Below are 16838 nucleotides of genomic sequence, written 5' to 3' on the forward strand. Positions count from 1 at the left end.
ATGTATAAGGTATATCTCAAACAAGCAATTGAAATACTGAAACTGAATAAGTTTATCAGTCTGATCACTATCATCGGTACCGCACTAGCCATAATGATGATAATGGTATTAGTGGTTACCGAATCGATAAATCATATAAGTATCGCACCCGAAATAAACAGAGACAAAACGCTGTATATAAAAAACTGTGTGAAAAACGGGAAAAATACGGACTGGATGATGAGTGATAAAATACCTTATGAATTGTATAAAAACTATTTATCTGATCTCGAAAGCCCGGAATATATATCGGCTATAAATGTATCCAAAACCGAATTTATGGTAAGTTCAGATCAAAGTGAAGAGCAGATACTCACAAAAGTAAAGCAGACAGATGCTGCATTCTGGAGAATAATGGCTTTCAATTTCATAGTGGGAAAACCTTTTACCGAGGAAGACTTTAATTCGGGAATACAAAATGCGGTAATTACAGAAAGTATGGGCAAAAAACTTTTCGGTAATAACGAGGCTTTAGGCCAGACTATAGAAATAGATTTCAAACCCTATAAAGTCACAGGCATAATAAAGGATGTCTCACAGGCTTTCAAGTTTGCATATGGCGAAGCTTTTATTCCGTATACTTCAAAAAAAGGATATAATAATCAAAATTATGCTGTCCTGTTCCTTATTAAAGACAAAAACGATATCTATAAAGCGGAAGAAGAAGTAAGGGCTGCCGAACGGAAATTCAATGCAGCCGACCCGGAATGGAATCTTACTTTGTTCGGGCCGTATAACCATCGCCTGCAAATATTGAACAGGTGGTCGAACCTAGCACCGAATGTAGGGGAAGCCAACCGGAAAATGATATTCATATTAAGCATACTCCTGCTCATTCCTGCTGTAAATTTATCCAGTTTCAGCTTGTCGCGTGTAAACAGGCGAACAGAAGAAATAGGCATAAGGAAAGCATTCGGAGCGAAGAAGTATATAATTCTTATCCAGATATTATACGAAAATTTTATTACATCGCTTATCGGAGGAATAATCGGACTGGTACTTTCATATATTACTGTTACTGCTCTAAAAGGCTGGTTGCTGGATATAGGAGCCGATAGTTCCATTCCTGTAAGCGCACTGGTATCTATACCTGTATTTATAGGAGTATTTCTGGCATGTTTTTTACTCAATCTGCTTTCAGCAGGATTGCCGGCTTACTGGGCATGTAAAAAGTCTATTGTCGATTCCATTAACAAGAAAAATATGTAAGCTATGGTCGGACACATCTTTAAAATAATATTCAACGAACGGAGGATTAATATCTGGATACTGGTCGAACTTATATTGGTCTTCTGTATCCTGTGGTTTTGTGTCGATTATATAACGTTTCTTATAGGGCAAAGTATGAAACCAACGGAATTCGATACGAACCACGTCTATCGCATTAATATAAATGAGAAAGAAAGTACTGAAGATAATAACTCCGATGCTGAAACTTATACTATTTGGTCTATTCTAGACCGCATAAAACAATATCCTGAAATTGAAAATGCCAGCTTGTCTCTGGCATCTATTCCCTACTCTGCTTCCTATTGGGGTGGATCAGTTTTTTTAGATACTGTAGATCAGGGAAACAGGATGAAACACGTAACCCCGGAATATTTCGAAGTATTCAAAATAAAAATTGAACACGGGCAGGCATTTAACTGGGATGATATTGTAGGAGAAAACATAGCCGTTATCAGTGGTGATGAAAATGATAATTTCATGAAAATGCCGGCTAAGGAAGTAAAAAAATTCGTTCAAGGAAGATTGGGAGATACAGCAGATGCTGAAAATACATATAAAGTCTGTGGTGTTGCAACAAAAGCTAAATGGAGTGAATATGCCGATTACGAACCGGTAGTATATTACCCGCTGAAAAAAGACGATGAACGTCTGGGAACCGGAGAGCTATGTGTAAGGGTAAAACCGGAAGCCGATAAGGATTTTGCAAAAAGATTTACAAAGAATATGCAAAACCAGTTGTCATTAGGCCAGTTCTACTTATCTTCCGTGCAGTCGATGAACGATATAAGGGATTCATATATGAAAGGCTGGGAATATGATAATAACCTGAAAAGCATTTATTCAATCTCAGCATTTATACTTATCAATATTTTTCTCGGGGTAGTAGGAACTTTCTGGTTCCGCACCCAGGCGCGCCGGAGTGAAATAAGTTTACGTATTGCGTTGGGTGCATCACGCAAAAATGTAAAAAGCATGTTTATTGGCGAAACTTTAATTTTACTTTTTATAGCAAGTATATTAGCAACGATTATATGCATTAATATTTCCCTTGTTGATGTATTACAAGAAATAGGTGTACCGTCCATCAATAGGGAACAAAAATCAATAGATATATTTCAGTATTTTATCAATTATGGAACAACATTGGGCATATTAGCAATCATTGCAGTTGCAGGGGTATGGTATCCTGCATGGAGGGCATCGAAAACCCAGCCGGCAATAGCCCTGAGAGATGAATAATCGTGTAAAAATTTATAAATCTTTACATCTATATATCTGTATCATAGAGGATTAAAATAAGTGATAAAAATAATAAGTTATGAGAAAAACGCTTCCAATTATATTAGCATTTTGGGTATTATCTGCCGGATTATCAGCACAGGATACCATTATTGTAAGCCTGTCGGATGTTATTCAACGCAGTATATCCAATTCGGTAAATGCAGTTGTAGCACGTAACCAATATAAATCCAGCTATTGGGGTTACCGCACCTATAAGGCTGAGTTATTACCGGAAGTAATACTGAATACAACCTTGCCTTATTATTCTAAATCATACAACCAATTCCAGAATTCTGACGGTACATATACCTATGTAAGTAATGATTACAGCCGTATCGACGGGGGCTTATCCATAAATCAAAATATACCATTCACAGGTGCAACCTTATCTATCGAAAGTAGTTTTGAGCGTCTGCAGCAATATGGTAAGGATGGCTCTACACGTTATATGGGTATACCTGCTTCAATCACACTTGAGCAACCTATCTTCGGATTCAACCGTGTAAAGTGGCTTCAAAAGATAGAACCTGTTAAATTTAAAGAAGCAAGGCAAAAATTGATAGGAGATATGGAAGAAGTGTCTAATACGGCTATCGAGTACTATTTCAACCTGTTACTGGGGCAAATAAATATGGAAATAGCCCAGCAAAACCTCAAAAACTCAGAAAAGCTGTATACTATAGCAGAGGCCAAACGCAAAATAGGCCAGATATCCGAAAATGATTTGCTACAGCTAAAAGTATCCTTACTGAAAGCAGAATCCTATCTTACAGATGCACAAGCTTCGCTAAACGCCCGCATGTTCCAGTTACGTTCGTTCTTGGGCTACGGTGAAGATGCCATATTAAAACCTATGATACCCGAATCTCTGGCATCCAGACTGCCTGTATTATCTTATCCGCAGGTTATAGGGCTGGCTAGAGAAAATAACTCATTCACTCAGAATGTACAGAAAAGAATGCTTGAGGCCTCCCGTAATGTAAGTCAGGCAAAAGCCGACCGCTGGAATGCAAAACTGTTCCTTTCATTCGGTATGTCGGGGCAAGATGATACTTTCTCCAAGGCATTTAACAGTAACCATTGGAGAAGTAACCAGATAGTAAACGTAGGGGTAAAAATCCCAATCCTTGACTGGGGAAAAGGAAAAGGAAAAGTGAAAATAGCTGAAGCTGAAAGAGACGTGGAAAAGTCGCGGATAGAAAAAGAACAAATGGATTTTAACCAGAATATCTACCTACGTGTGCAAAATTTCAATAGTCAGTCTAAGCAATTGGAACTGGCCAAAGAAACAGACCTGATAGCCCAGCAGCGTTATAATACATCGATAGAAGCATTTGTACTGGGTAAAATTGATGTTCTCAACCTGAACGATTCGCAGTCGTCGAAAGACGAAGCACGCCGCAATTATATAGAGCAAATGTATCTGCTTTGGTCATATTACTACCAGATACGCAGCCTTACTCTATATGACTTTATTACCGACAGGGAGATAACAACCGATTATGAGAATATAACAAATTGATTTCGTAGTCTCTACTATCAAAAAATATTGAAAACTCCTAACATTTGTCACTTTTCGCCCCTTGTCCGGTGAAAATAACTATATTTATCGAACGAAAAGATATAAAGCCCTATGATACTGATTTGTGACGATGATGTCGCTATACGTTCTTCATTAACTCTTGTTCTGAAACGGGCAGGATATGAAACTACAAATGTGTCTTCTCCGCAGGAAGCAATAAATTTCGTCCGCACCACTATACCCGATCTCATCATAATGGATATGAACTATACCAAAGGAACCAGTGGTGAAGAAGGACTTACTCTGCTGCGGCAGGTGAAAGTGTTTGTTCCCGATGTACCTGTAATACTGATTACGGCATGGGGATCGATCAATCTGGCTGTGAAAGGAATACAGGCAGGCGCATTCGATTTTGTGACTAAACCATGGAATAACCTCGCCCTGTTGAATACTATACAAACAGCTCTCCAGCTGAAAGAAGAAAACAGGAATGAAATAAAATCGGGAGAAAAAGATGAAATAAAAGTTTTCCGTAGCGATAAAATAATAGGAAAATCACCCTTATTGCAGAACGTTTTCAATACGATTTCGCGAATAGCAAAGACCAATGCATCAGTACTCATAACAGGAGAAAGCGGTACGGGAAAAGAACTTATAGCAGAAGCCATACACGAAAACAGCAACCGCAATAAAAATCCTTTTGTAAAGGTAAATCTCGGAGGTATTTCACAATCTTTGTTCGAAAGCGAAATGTTCGGCCATAAGAAAGGAGCCTTTACCGATGCGCATTACGATAGGGTAGGGCGCTTCGAACTCGCCAATAAAGGAAGTATCTTTCTGGACGAAATAGGCGAACTGGATGCCGCCTGTCAGGTAAAACTATTAAGGGTATTACAGGATAAAACATTCGAATCGCTGGGCGACAGCAAACAAAAGCAGGTAGACGTCAGGGTTATAAGCGCTACAAACCGAAATCTGGCGGAAATGGTATCGAAAGGGTTGTTTCGCGAAGACTTATTTTATCGTATAAACCTGATAACAATACGCGTGCCTGCCTTGCGTGAACGGATAGAAGACATACCGCTGCTTGTCGATCATTTTACCAAAAAACAGCAGGAGATAAACGGAATGGATAATATAGAAATATCTTCGGATGCTATAGAATATCTCAAACGCCTGCCCTATCCCGGAAATATACGCGAACTGAAAAATCTGGTCGACAGAGTTATCCTCGTATCTGGTAAAAGCCTGATAACCGATAAGGACTTTAAGGAACAATATACTGAAATACCAAGCTCTTCCACCATGTCCGATTCAATCTATCCGTTGGATGAACTGGAAAAAAACATGATATTAAAAGCAATCGAATTATACGGAAATAATCATTCGAAAGTAGCTATAGCACTCGGCCTTACACGTCAAGCGCTTTACCGGCGAATGGAAAAGTATGGTATAAACAGCGGACAATAAGCCTATGAAATCAAAGATTCTATTCTGGTTATTGGCTATCTTAGTATTTGGGGCACTCCTTTCCATTGGTGTAGTTTATTATAAGACAGATATATATAATTACATGATAATAAACGGGGTGGTATATTATAAGGCCAACCCTTATCAGTTCCTGATGATTGAAGGAATCGCTATCCTGGCTGTTATACTCTTCATTATCATGTATTACAGGCTTATAAAACCGTATAAGATAATTTCCGATGGAATGGAATTACTTAAAGGACAGGATTTTTCGACCCGTTTAAGACCTATATCCGACAGTGAGGCTAATAAACTTATCGAAATCTTCAATAAAATGATGGATCAGCTGAAGGAAGAACGCCTGCAGGTAAGAGAGAAGAATCATTTTCTGGATTTGCTTATTCAGGCATCCCCTCAGGGGGTAATCATCCTTGATTTTGATGATAATATATCTGAAATCAATCCTTCAGGAGTTCGTCTGCTTGATATAAAAAATAAAAATGGAGTGATAGGAAAAAAGCTATCCCTGTCGGGGATAAGCATCGGTGCACAATTGGAAACTTTAAAGCCTAACGAAGATGTAGTTATCAGGAGTTCGGGTATCACCATGTACCGCTGTGTACGTTCTTCGTTCATTGACAGAGGCTTTTCACACCCGTTTATCCTCATCGAAGAACTTACACATGAACTGTTGGAAATAGAAAAAAAATCGTACGAAAATATCATTCGCATGATGGCTCATGAAGTAAACAATTCGGTAGGTGCTGTAAGTTCAACACTGAATGTTATCTCAGATATACTGAAACAAAACGAAAATAATGAATTATCAGACGTTCTTCCGGCTGTGGATGCTTCTTTCGACCGCTGTAACCATTTAAGCCACTTTATAAGTAACTTTGCCGATGTGGTTAAAATACCTGAGCCGGTCGTTGCCGATACCAGCCTGAATGAACTTGCCCGTTCGGTTGATGCACTTACATGCCTCGAATGCAAAAACCGAAATATCGAGTTTAAATTGGATTTAACGGGAGATCGCAATCTTGTGCGTATAGATGGTATACAATTCGAACAAGTGCTTGTAAACATCGTTAAAAACGCTTATGAGGCTATTGGAGAGAACGGAAAGATAAGAATAGTTACTAAATCGCATCCTTTATCGATCTCTATAGAAAACAACGGCCCGGAAATACCAAATGAAGTAAAACTGAAATTATTCACGCCTTTCTTTACTACCAAAGCATCCGGACAGGGAATAGGACTGATGTTTGTACGCGAAGTACTGATAAACCACAATTGCAAATTCGATCTGAAATCCGAAAACGGATGGACTAAATTCGATATCTATTTCCCCTAATACCGCTTTCTTAAGTTAATATAAAACAAAAGAGCACCAGGTCTGGTACTCTCGAGGGCTTTGTTTTGTGTAGTTTCTGTATGTAATAAGATTGGGTAGTCCGGCTTTGTATAATACAAAAGTATATCACGAATTCTGCATATTCGTTAACATTTATAATTCTTAACCACAAGTTTTAAATTTAATTTTCAATGAACTTATAATCAATTATTTAAATCATTGATCAGATTCATTTTTTATTTTGTTGTTCCGGAAATCGGAAGGAGTAAGACCAGTCACTTTTTTGAAAGATTGATAAAATGTTGTACGGTTGCTAAAACCTACTTCGAGTGCAATAGCATCCAAAGATATCAGGTCGGATTTCTCATCAGACATTATTTTGATAGCCTCTTTAATCCTGTATTCATTAATAAATGTATTGAAATTCTTGCCCGTAGTTTTATTAATCGCTTTAGACATGTAATTCCTGTTTACATTCATTTGTTTTGATAATACTTCGAGAGTAAGGTCTAAATCTTTATATATCTTTTCTTTCTTTATCAGATCATGAACTTTCTGAATCAGCTGTATATCTTCTTCATCAGGCTCATTACCAGCATCATCAACTTCTTCTTCCGTTGCAGAAGATACATCATCCTCTTCTTTTATTCTAACTGTTGCAACAGGATGATACGATTCAAACACCGGATTGGTTGCCGCCCAGTCCTGATTTTTCAATACAAGCGCCTGATAAGCTATTTTGCTTTTCCGGTACAATAATGCGATTACAAGGAGTATCAATGAGATAAAGCATATAACACCTATACTAAAAAGAAGCTTTTGCCTGTAATTTTCTTCTTTTATTTTAAGTTCCTCATCTTTCGCATAAGTTTCTGCTTCAAAAAGCTCTTGTTCTGCCCGCAGGATATGGAGGCTATTATATTTATCGAGGAATCGTTTATGAGCTACCAATGACGAATCAAGGTAGGCTTTAGTCATTTTATTGTCGCGTATTTTAAAATAATACTTGCAGATAACCGGATACAATAATCTTTCAAGGTCATGATAATCAGACTTCTCGATGTAAAGAAGTGTAGAATCTATCATACTTTTGGCCTTCCTCACATCATCTTTTTCGATATAACATTGCGCAAGACCTAGTGAACCGTATGAAGCAGAACGGTAATCGTAGTCTAATAGTGTACGGGCAATACTTGCTTCAAAATATGGTATGGCTTTATCGTATTGTTCCCTCAGAATAAGGCTGTGTCCAAGGTTGCACAAAGAAATAGCATCGTGTAAAGATTTATCTTTTACAACATCTTCATTGGCAAATGCCGACCTGAAATAATACTCGGCAGAGTCGATCTGCCCTTTCAGATTATAATAAGTACCAAGCGTATTTCGTGCTTTTATATTCGACCGGTCGTAAAAATATTTCGAGGGCTTCATCGCCTTACGGAGATAAGGTATCGCCTTTTCATAGTCCCTGAAAAAAAAGTAAGCCTCCCCTATTTTGAAATATATGCGTCCTTTATCGGGATATTGATCGTCCGTCGCTTTCTGTAAAATCTTATCTATTAATCCTATTTGATGGAATGCTTTGGCATACTTCATAGACGACCAGTAGATATCGAAAACAGATACCATGCTTCTCAATTGCATAGTGATGTTATTCTCCTCTTCTGCTTTGTTTACGATAGCCTGCATCTTTTTTACCTTCGTCTTTAATTCGTATTCATTATCATCCGGCAATGAAAGTACAGCTACAAAGTCAGCTTCATTCTCGAGTTCGTTGCTTTCATAGATCTTTGCTACCTGCCGCATTTTTGATACCTCATAGTCTTTTTTGTCATCTGGGAGATACTGGAAAACTTCTTCGTAGTATTCATACATATCATCCAGTATTGGCAGATACCCTTTGCAGGCATAGTTAGCAAAGACTGTATCGGAATTATAATAAATCGTTTTATCATATTTCTCGATATAGGCGCTATCAGTAGTGTTCCCGTTAATTACGAGAGCAGAGAAAGAAAAAAAGAAGAATAGTAAAGTTTTTTTTAATGTAAATTTGTGCATCGATTCAGTGTACATTCTCCAACATACGTCAGGTAGTTTATATAAGTCTCAAAAACAGTGTAATATATAACAAATATTTTATTATTTAATATAAAAAAACCTATTATTTATTTAAATTGTCTTTATTATACATTTATTAAAGCTTAATAAAAGAAAAAAAGCATTGAACCGCTGCTCTTTTGTAAAATAAGTTAATATTACTCTAAATAAGCTTTAACAACTTCTTTGTCCGAAAAGTCGGAAATGACTGCATAAGTATAATCTTTCAGGAAATCGGCGGGTAAAGTTGTAGCTATACCTATCACTCTCATAAAAGCATATGTAGCCGCTTTGATCCCGGTAAAAGAGTCTTCGAAAACGGCGCATTCGGAGGAAAGGACTCCAAGATTATTTTTTGCCAATACATAGCCCATAGGGTCGGGTTTACCTTTTTTTATACTGTCGGAAGTTATGATAGTATCGAAAGTATCTTCCAGCGATAACTGACTGAGAGCTACTCTCACTTTACTGGCCGGAGAACTGGTTACCAAACCTACCCTATAGCCTTCTTTCTTTAGATATGCTATGAATTCCAATACTCCCGGAATAACTTTTTTAGTATAATCAATAGATTGCTCCATATCGAAACAAGCCTTTCTTATTGCTAGTTTCTCTTCGGCGGAAGAAATGGCAAAGTAAAGTTCTATAACGGAATTGAGAGTCATACCCTTGATTACAGCCGGAAAATTTTCTATTTTGATTTCATTTTCCAAAGCAATCTTATTCCAGAATTTGTCATATTCACGCTCTGTATCGACTACTACTCCGTCCAAACCAAATAAAATGGTGCTGATCTTACTTTTTGTCATTTCTTCTAATCATATATCATTATTACTCAACACTAAGACAGACAAAGTAAAGTATTTTTTTTCTCCCAGCAAATTCATATTAAATAAAAAAGAGGGATAATGATTACCCCTCCTTTTCATTATGTAATAAATAATGTATTATTTTTTCTTTTCCAGCCTTTCTGCTCTCTTTCCGCTTTCAGGGTGAGTAGAGAAAAGTTGTCTTACCTTACTTTTATCTACATTTGCATCATCCTGTAATTTTTGGATAACGCGTAGGGCAGATGCCATTGCTTGCGGGTCTTTACCACATTTTTTCAATAGTTCATAGCCATAATCATCAGCTGCATATTCTGCTTTTTGCGAAAATTGAGCACCAGCCAGAGCTTCACCCAACTCACCTAGCTGTGAATCCGTAAGTGCAGCAGCCGTACCGCCTGTAGAACCTACTGCATCTTTCAGTGCAGATGTAAGCAGTGCTTTCTTGAAAGCGTCTTTAGAATCTTTATTTACGATATGTCCTATTTCATGGCCGATTATACCCAATATTTCATCATCTGTCATCAACTCCATTAACCCTGCAAAAACACGAATACTGCCGTTAGCACAGGCAAAGGCATTCTGGTCTACTACAAAATAAGATTTGATATCAAGACCTTTTCTTTCACTTTCAGGGATCTCAGCTACTATTTTTTCGAGGCGCTGAGCGAAGCCGCTTCTTTTAGGGCCTTCATCAGTTGAATTACAAACCGGATTGTGTTCGTCCATCCAGTCGATGTATTCCTGACAATACTGTGCTATCTCTGCATCAGATACTGTTAAGGCTCTTGCAGTTTTTTTGGCTGCATCGATGTGTTTTGTGTTTAGTTTACCGAATTGTGCATTTACTGTAAAGCTGCAAGATAGTATCAAGGCCAGCGCAAGTAGTAGTTTTTTCATAAAAAATTAATGTTTGAGTTAATATTTAAATTACTTGTCAACTTTTTTCGAGATGAAGTATAGGGTATCCCTTACCCTCTCCATCGTATTCGTCGCGACCGACTTCTTTAAATCCGAAGTGGTAGTAAAAATTCAAAGCCTGCGTATTTTGTTCATTTACATCGACATGTATGGCATGCAGTTTATTCACTGCGTAGTCGAGAAGTATCTTTCCTATGCCCGTGCCCCTGCTTTCATTATCTACAAAAAGCATTTCTATACTATCATCGTCAACACCGAGAAATGCCTTGATAACACCTTTATCATCCGTATATTTAAACAAATCTACATGCTGAAAATAGATAGGGATATGCCGTTTGTAGAATTCAAAATCTTCGTCTGACAAGAAATCATGAGTAGCTTTTACAGCGCTTTCCCATATTGCTATCAATGCAGGGTAATCTTTTTTGTCTGCCGGACTAATCATATCATATAATTTTTTAGTATTCAATCAATATTAATAACTTTTTCGTTTTCAAATTTATTCAGTGCCACGATCTTTGAAAAACTATCCGCATTCATGTCTTCCTCGGCATTCATTATAAATTTCACAGGCACTTTTCCACAATATGAGGCCCATTGAGAATAAGAACTAGGCGGCCCGATAATATATGAACATTTTGATAAAGCATATAAATCTTTAGGTCCGGATGAGTCGGGAATGATAAAGCAATCAAGTTCATTAAAATTATTAAGATTCAGATTTTCATTCGAACATAATAAGAATTTTACTTTTTGCCCTTTGTCAGAAAACTGTTTCTCTAACTTTTTCATCACCGACAGATATTCTTCATCGGAATAATAAAAAATGCCATTATTCCATACATCATAATCGCCGCGCCGGATATGTACGCCGATTACAATCTGATTATTTAACGATGCAAAAACATTATCTACCGGATTCACAATTTCACTCCTGAATGTGAATATTTTACGGATTTCATCCGATTGCTTTATTACCAGTTCAACATTACCTAAACGGTTCGACCAGCCCTCTATTAAATTAAGTTTAAATAATTTCGAAAAAAGATTGGGCTTTCCGTTTTGTATCTGCCCTCTGGCTTTCATGGACATCAAAAGCCTCTTAAAAAGCTTTCTCGATGCAAATTTAATATATTTATTTATGTTCAGATTCTCAAAGGGCTCCGAATATTCGTCAAAGTTGATAACAAGCACCTTTTCTTTATATTCAAGCCCGTATGCTATGGACGGTAACAATGACCATATCCTGTTGCATAACTGACCGGGAGAATCATAATTTACAATCATAACCTAAAGGTTATTTATACATTGAATCTGAAATGCATAATATCACCGTCCTGTACTACGTATTCCTTACCTTCCACATTCATCTTTCCGGCTTCTTTCACTGCAGCTTCAGAACCAAGAGTTATAAAATCATTATACTTAATTACTTCGGCACGGATAAATCCTTTTTCAAAATCGGTATGAATTACTCCTGCACATTGCGGGGCTTTCCATCCGGCAGTGAATGTCCAAGCACGTACTTCCTGTACTCCGGCAGTAAAATAGGTCTGAAGTCCAAGCAATTTATAGGCTGCTTTAATCAGACGTGCCACACCCGATTCCTGAAGTCCTATTTCAGTTAAAAACATTTCGCGTTCTTCATAGGATTCGAATTCGGCTATTTCCGACTCTATTTTTGCGGCAACAACAAGTATCTCGGCATCTTCATCTTTGATAGACTCGCGCACCTGTTCTACATATGCATTACCCGAAACAGCGCTGGCTTCGTCTACATTACACACATATAGTACAGGCTTATAAGTCAGCAGATATACTTCTTTCGCTATCTTTTCGTCTTCTTTATTATCGAATTGGACTGTACGTGCAGATTTTCCCTGCTCCAGCGCTTCTTTGAAACGCAACAGGATTTCATAAGCACGTTTAGCATCTTTATCTCCACCTGTCTTCGCCTGTTTCTCTACTTTCTGAATACGTGACTGTACGGTTTCCAAGTCTTTCAACTGAAGTTCTATATCGATAATCTCCTTATCGCGCACAGGATTTACACTACCGTCCACATGAGTAATATTATCATCATCGAAACAACGCAGCACATGCAATATAGCATCCGTTTCGCGGATATTGGCAAGAAATTTATTTCCCAGACCTTCACCTTTGCTAGCACCTTTTACAAGCCCTGCAATATCTACTATCTCTACAGTAGTGGGTACTATACGATTCGGTTTTACCAGTTCGGCAAGTTTATTCAGACGTTCGTCGGGAACAGTGATAACACCTACATTGGGTTCTATTGTACAAAAAGGAAAATTCGCCGATTGAGCCTTGGCGTTCGATAAACAGTTGAAAAGAGTAGATTTTCCCACATTCGGAAGGCCTACTATACCACATTGTAATGCCATTATTCAGTTTTAAATTATTTTGGCTACAAAGGTAAGACTTTTTTGTGTAGCATTAAAACTTAATAAACAAGCATTCAGATTATCACTTACTTTCTTCCGCCATAGAAGCAGCGGCAGTAAATAAAATATCGGTTGAAGAATTGAGTGCGGTCTCCATCGAATCCTGTATAACACTTATCGTCATCCCTACTCCGACTACAAGCATAGCCGTATCTGTAGGAATATTAAAAAGGCTGCAAGCAACAGGAATAAGTAATAAAGAACCACCCGGCACACCGGATGCTCCGCAAGCACCTAAAGCTGAAACTATACTGAGAAGTATAGCTGTAAAAATATCGACTTCTATACCTAAGGTATGTACAGCTGCCAGAGTGAGAACTGTAATAGTTACTGCAGCGCCCTCCATATTTATAGTTGCACCTAAAGGTATAGTTACCGAATAGGTATCTTCATCAAGATTAAGTTTTTTAGCCAAAGCCAAATTTACGGGAACATTTGCAGCCGAACTACGGGTAAAGAATGCCGTAATTCCGCTGTCTTTTAAACATGTGAATACAAGAGGGTAGGGGTTTCGTTTTATTTTCAGGAATACAATTATAGGATTAACTACCAATGCTATAAATAACATTGTACCTACTAAAACAAGCACAACATGCAGATATTCCAGTAAAGTACCCAAACCTGTGGAAGCAACCGTAGCAGCTACTAATCCGAAAATACCTACAGGTGCAAACCGTATGATAGTCTTAACTATGAAAATAACGGCATCCGATAAATCGTTAAAAATAGATTTAGTATTATCCGATGCTTTCCTAAGAAAAAATCCTAACCCTATAGCCCATGCCAGTATTCCTATGAAGTTAGCATTCATTAATGCATTAACAGGATTATCTACTATCTTAAATAAAATATCTTTCAATACATCCAATATTCCCGAAGGTGGAAGTATATCTATCTCCTGCCCGCCCCTCAATGTCAGAAAAGACGGAAATATAAAACTGGCAATAACGGCAACTAAAGCTGAGAGGAAAGTACCTAATAAATACAAAAGGATGACAGATTTTATATTTGTTTTCTGTCCTGATTTATGATTGGTAATAGAAGATATTATCAGTAAGAAAACCAGAACAGGTGCAGCTGCCTTCAAAGCAAAAAGGAATAAATCTCCCAGTAAGCCGACAGAAAGAGCAGCTTCAGGTAGAAATATTCCCAATAATATACCTAAAAGTAATCCGATAGATATTTGAATAACCAGATTTCCGTTTAAAATAAATTTCTTAATATCCATAATTATTCAATATCTGCCAGTATTATTTAATTATCGCACAAAACCTGATCGATTACAGCCTTTGCCGCTTTCTCCATTACGGCATATCCTTCGGCATTAGGGTGTACACCATCGCTACCGTAACTGCTTATTAATCCTCTGTTCTCATCATGCATTACAGCATAATAGTCTATATAAGCAAATCCGTTAGATGAAGCATATTCTTTAATACCGGCATTCAGTTCTGCTATTTTAAGAGGCACTTCTTTTACTTCCTTTCTCCATGGATATTCGTATACAGGAAGCACAGAAGACAAGATTACTTTGATGCCATTAGCTTTTGCCAGTTCGGCCATAGATTTAATATTTCCCAGTGTGAAATCGGGATCATAAGGCCCTGTATTGAGTGCTATATCATTTGTCCCAATATTGATCACAACAGCTACAGGTTTGAGATCTATTACATCCCGACGAAAACGGGAAAGCAACTGCGGACTTGTCTGCCCTCCTATCCCTCTGCCTATATAATTATTTGATTTGAAAAAATCGGGACGCTGTCCCGGCCATCCGTCAGTTATCGAATTACCTATAAATACTACCCTGTTTTCACCTTTGGCAGGTGGTGCTAATTCGCTGTTTGCCTTTGCATACCTCTGCAAACCTATCATTTCATTAAATTGCTGGGCTTTAGAAAACAAACCGAAAAAAGAAAAAAACGAAGCCATTAAAATAAGTTTCTTCATTGCTGATTTAAGTTTATATTATTTTAAAATCTGAAAGTATATCCTACGCTGTAAAATATCTTATCGCCATACGGAGAATTTTTATCCTGAACCACATCGTATTGTATCATGGCTATCATCCCTCCAAGACGTAATCCGCCACCGACCAGGAACGAAGGTACGAATTTACTTTCACTCGACTCGAATCCGTCGTTATATTTTATAGTCTGCCACATACGGCTTATTTCGGGCTGGACTCCCAATACAATATATTCGACAGGGTAGAAACGGCCGAATATATCAAAGCTGGCATAACTGCTCGACCATTTATAGTCGTAATACTTATCTTTATAATAAGTATATCCTAAACCGGCGCCCAAAGTAAAGTATTTAGAAAAATCATACCCTACCTGCGGAGAAATACCTACAACAGTATAATCACCAAACTGCAGGCTGAAATTACCGCCTATCGAAAGTTTCGACATATCGAATCCGGAACCGGATCGTTGATTGTTATTAGACCTTGTTGTTGTTTGAGTTCGGGTAGTAGTTGTTCTACGCTGGTCATATACATTCCCGTCATTATCTACATAGATCTGTGAAAAGGCCGTAAGACATACACATACAGATAAAATAAACAATAAAAATATCTTTTTCATATCTTATAAATTTTCATTTAATACATTATTTATAGCTTTCTGTACCAGAGGCTCCATTACGGCATAGCCTTGCTCACTAGGGTGTAATCCGTCGAAAGTATATCCGGATTTCATACCTTTATCCTGTTCATTTACCATTGCTGAATAATAATCCACAAATTGGTATCCGTTTTCATCAGCGTATGCTTTCATTTCCGAATTCAGGTCTTTTATCTTTTCGGTAATATTTTTTATGTGGCTTTTCCAACCATATCCGTCGGAAGGTAAAACACCTGTCAACACCACTTTAATACCATTGATTTGCGCAAGCTGAGCCATAGATTTTATATTATCAATAGTAAATACAGGGTCATATTCTCCTGTATTTTCAGCTATATCGTTTATTCCTGCATTAATAACAACAACTTTCGGTTTCAAGTCTATTACATCCTGACGAAAACGAAGCAATAACAGCGGACTTGTTTGTCCTCCGATGCCCCGGCATGTATAGTTATTCTCCTTAAAGAATTTGTAACGAAGATGTACCCAGTTCTCGGTAATGGAATTACCTATAAATATAACCCTGTTTTCTTCCGGTTGAGGTTCTTTCATCTGGCTGTTCGCCCATGCATAGGCATTCAGTTTGAAAATATTTCTATTTCTTTTATTCTTGTAATAATCGATGCCGATATATCCTATGGCTACAACATTTACAATCAAAGACAAAATAAATATTACTTTTAAAAAGGTTCTTTTCATATATGGTATCCGGTAATTAAACTCTAATTATTTAAACATACAAACCAAACTGAATGTTATCATCAAATGATATTAATATTATTCTTTTTATTTAAAACTTTAAAAAACTCATTGTGGTGATTATTGGCTGTTAATTATGTTCATTGTTTTCTATAAAAAGACTTGTATATTCCGTTATTAAAATTTGTTTGTATAAGATGTGCGAGTTATTAAACGTGATAAAATTAGGCAAATTATTTGTATCTAGCCTCTTGTGAACTTTATTAAAATAATGTTGATAACTATAATTGTTGAAAAAAAGACAAA

15 protein-coding genes are annotated in these 16838 nt (G+C 37.3%); 5 read left to right on the forward strand and 10 right to left on the reverse strand.

What is annotated here, in order from left to right; genetic code table 11:
* The 5 genes from K348_RS0116150 to K348_RS0116170 all read left to right on the forward strand — a co-directional run bounded on the left by K348_RS0116150 (window position 1) and on the right by K348_RS0116170 (window position 6896).
* Window positions 1-1248, forward strand: coding sequence for an ABC transporter permease (locus K348_RS0116150; RefSeq protein WP_029906581.1), 1248 nt, complete (start codon window positions 1-3; stop codon window positions 1246-1248).
* A 135-nt stretch (window positions 1249-1383) separates the two neighbouring features.
* On the forward strand, window positions 1384-2508 hold the full coding sequence (locus K348_RS0116155) for an FtsX-like permease family protein (RefSeq protein ID WP_231496816.1): 1125 nt from the start codon (window positions 1384-1386) through the stop codon (window positions 2506-2508).
* 79 nt (window positions 2509-2587) lie between these two features.
* The gene (locus K348_RS0116160; RefSeq protein WP_029906583.1) at window positions 2588-4072 is read left to right on the forward strand and encodes a TolC family protein; all 1485 of its coding nucleotides are present in this window, start codon (window positions 2588-2590) and stop codon (window positions 4070-4072) included.
* 111 nt (window positions 4073-4183) lie between these two features.
* Window positions 4184-5542: a sigma-54 dependent transcriptional regulator gene (locus K348_RS0116165; RefSeq protein WP_029906584.1), complete on the forward strand. Its 1359-nt coding sequence runs from the start codon at window positions 4184-4186 to the stop codon at window positions 5540-5542.
* A 4-nt stretch (window positions 5543-5546) separates the two neighbouring features.
* Window positions 5547-6896, forward strand: a complete 1350-nt coding sequence (locus K348_RS0116170; RefSeq protein ID WP_029906585.1) for a PAS domain-containing sensor histidine kinase — start codon at window positions 5547-5549, stop codon at window positions 6894-6896.
* A 216-nt stretch (window positions 6897-7112) separates the two neighbouring features.
* On the opposite strand, the gene K348_RS0116175 is transcribed toward K348_RS0116170, so the two are convergent.
* From K348_RS0116175 to K348_RS0116220, 10 genes are all read right to left on the reverse strand, one after another.
* Complete coding sequence (locus tag K348_RS0116175; RefSeq protein WP_197027681.1) at window positions 7113-8954, reverse strand: helix-turn-helix domain-containing protein; 1842 nt, start codon at window positions 8952-8954, stop codon at window positions 7113-7115.
* A gap of 197 nt (window positions 8955-9151) precedes the next feature.
* Complete coding sequence (locus K348_RS0116180; RefSeq protein ID WP_029906587.1) at window positions 9152-9802, reverse strand: HAD family phosphatase; 651 nt, start codon at window positions 9800-9802, stop codon at window positions 9152-9154.
* A gap of 138 nt (window positions 9803-9940) precedes the next feature.
* Window positions 9941-10720, reverse strand: coding sequence for a M48 family metallopeptidase (locus tag K348_RS0116185; protein WP_029906588.1), 780 nt, complete (start codon window positions 10718-10720; stop codon window positions 9941-9943).
* 37 nt (window positions 10721-10757) lie between these two features.
* Window positions 10758-11186 carry a GNAT family N-acetyltransferase gene (locus tag K348_RS0116190; RefSeq protein WP_029906589.1) on the reverse strand — a complete coding sequence of 143 codons (429 nt, stop codon included), beginning with the start codon at window positions 11184-11186 and terminating at the stop codon, window positions 10758-10760.
* Window positions 11187-11206: 20 nt separating this feature from the next.
* Window positions 11207-12028, reverse strand: a complete 822-nt coding sequence (locus K348_RS0116195) for an alpha-1,2-fucosyltransferase (RefSeq protein ID WP_029906590.1) — start codon at window positions 12026-12028, stop codon at window positions 11207-11209.
* A 14-nt stretch (window positions 12029-12042) separates the two neighbouring features.
* Window positions 12043-13146 (reverse strand): redox-regulated ATPase YchF, encoded by a 1104-nt coding sequence (ychF, locus tag K348_RS0116200; protein WP_029906591.1) that lies wholly within the window; start codon window positions 13144-13146, stop codon window positions 12043-12045.
* Between the two features lie 82 nt (window positions 13147-13228).
* A complete protein-coding gene (gene sstT, locus K348_RS0116205; RefSeq protein WP_029906592.1) occupies window positions 13229-14434 on the reverse strand; it encodes a serine/threonine transporter SstT in 1206 nt (401 codons plus the stop codon).
* A gap of 26 nt (window positions 14435-14460) precedes the next feature.
* On the reverse strand, window positions 14461-15156 hold the full coding sequence (locus K348_RS0116210) for an SGNH/GDSL hydrolase family protein (protein WP_029906593.1): 696 nt from the start codon (window positions 15154-15156) through the stop codon (window positions 14461-14463).
* A 23-nt stretch (window positions 15157-15179) separates the two neighbouring features.
* The gene (locus K348_RS0116215; protein WP_197027682.1) at window positions 15180-15794 is read right to left on the reverse strand and encodes a hypothetical protein; all 615 of its coding nucleotides are present in this window, start codon (window positions 15792-15794) and stop codon (window positions 15180-15182) included.
* A 3-nt stretch (window positions 15795-15797) separates the two neighbouring features.
* Complete coding sequence (locus tag K348_RS0116220) at window positions 15798-16532, reverse strand: GDSL-type esterase/lipase family protein (protein ID WP_029906595.1); 735 nt, start codon at window positions 16530-16532, stop codon at window positions 15798-15800.
* Window positions 16533-16838 lie beyond the last annotated feature (306 nt).

It is taken from the genome of Prevotella sp. 10(H), from assembly GCF_000711235.1.
GTDB lineage: Bacteria > Bacteroidota > Bacteroidia > Bacteroidales > Dysgonomonadaceae > Dysgonomonas.

Excerpts from the sequence above, each read along its gene's own strand:
- K348_RS0116150 (WP_029906581.1), top strand. The coding sequence starts at position 1 with ATGTATAAGGTATATCTCAAACAAGCAATTGAAATACTGAAACTGAAT.
- K348_RS0116155 (WP_231496816.1), top strand. The coding sequence starts at position 1,384 with ATGAAACCAACGGAATTCGATACGAACCACGTCTATCGCATTAATATA.
- K348_RS0116160 (WP_029906583.1), top strand. The coding sequence starts at position 2,588 with ATGAGAAAAACGCTTCCAATTATATTAGCATTTTGGGTATTATCTGCC.
- K348_RS0116165 (WP_029906584.1), top strand. The coding sequence starts at position 4,184 with ATGATACTGATTTGTGACGATGATGTCGCTATACGTTCTTCATTAACT.
- K348_RS0116170 (WP_029906585.1), top strand. The coding sequence starts at position 5,547 with ATGAAATCAAAGATTCTATTCTGGTTATTGGCTATCTTAGTATTTGGG.
- K348_RS0116175 (WP_197027681.1), bottom strand. The coding sequence starts at position 8,954 with ATGCACAAATTTACATTAAAAAAAACTTTACTATTCTTCTTTTTTTCT.
- K348_RS0116180 (WP_029906587.1), bottom strand. The coding sequence starts at position 9,802 with ATGACAAAAAGTAAGATCAGCACCATTTTATTTGGTTTGGACGGAGTA.
- K348_RS0116185 (WP_029906588.1), bottom strand. The coding sequence starts at position 10,720 with ATGAAAAAACTACTACTTGCGCTGGCCTTGATACTATCTTGCAGCTTT.
- K348_RS0116190 (WP_029906589.1), bottom strand. The coding sequence starts at position 11,186 with ATGATTAGTCCGGCAGACAAAAAAGATTACCCTGCATTGATAGCAATA.
- K348_RS0116195 (WP_029906590.1), bottom strand. The coding sequence starts at position 12,028 with ATGATTGTAAATTATGATTCTCCCGGTCAGTTATGCAACAGGATATGG.
- ychF (WP_029906591.1), bottom strand. The coding sequence starts at position 13,146 with ATGGCATTACAATGTGGTATAGTAGGCCTTCCGAATGTGGGAAAATCT.
- sstT (WP_029906592.1), bottom strand. The coding sequence starts at position 14,434 with ATGGATATTAAGAAATTTATTTTAAACGGAAATCTGGTTATTCAAATA.
- K348_RS0116210 (WP_029906593.1), bottom strand. The coding sequence starts at position 15,156 with ATGAAGAAACTTATTTTAATGGCTTCGTTTTTTTCTTTTTTCGGTTTG.
- K348_RS0116215 (WP_197027682.1), bottom strand. The coding sequence starts at position 15,794 with ATGAAAAAGATATTTTTATTGTTTATTTTATCTGTATGTGTATGTCTT.
- K348_RS0116220 (WP_029906595.1), bottom strand. The coding sequence starts at position 16,532 with ATGAAAAGAACCTTTTTAAAAGTAATATTTATTTTGTCTTTGATTGTA.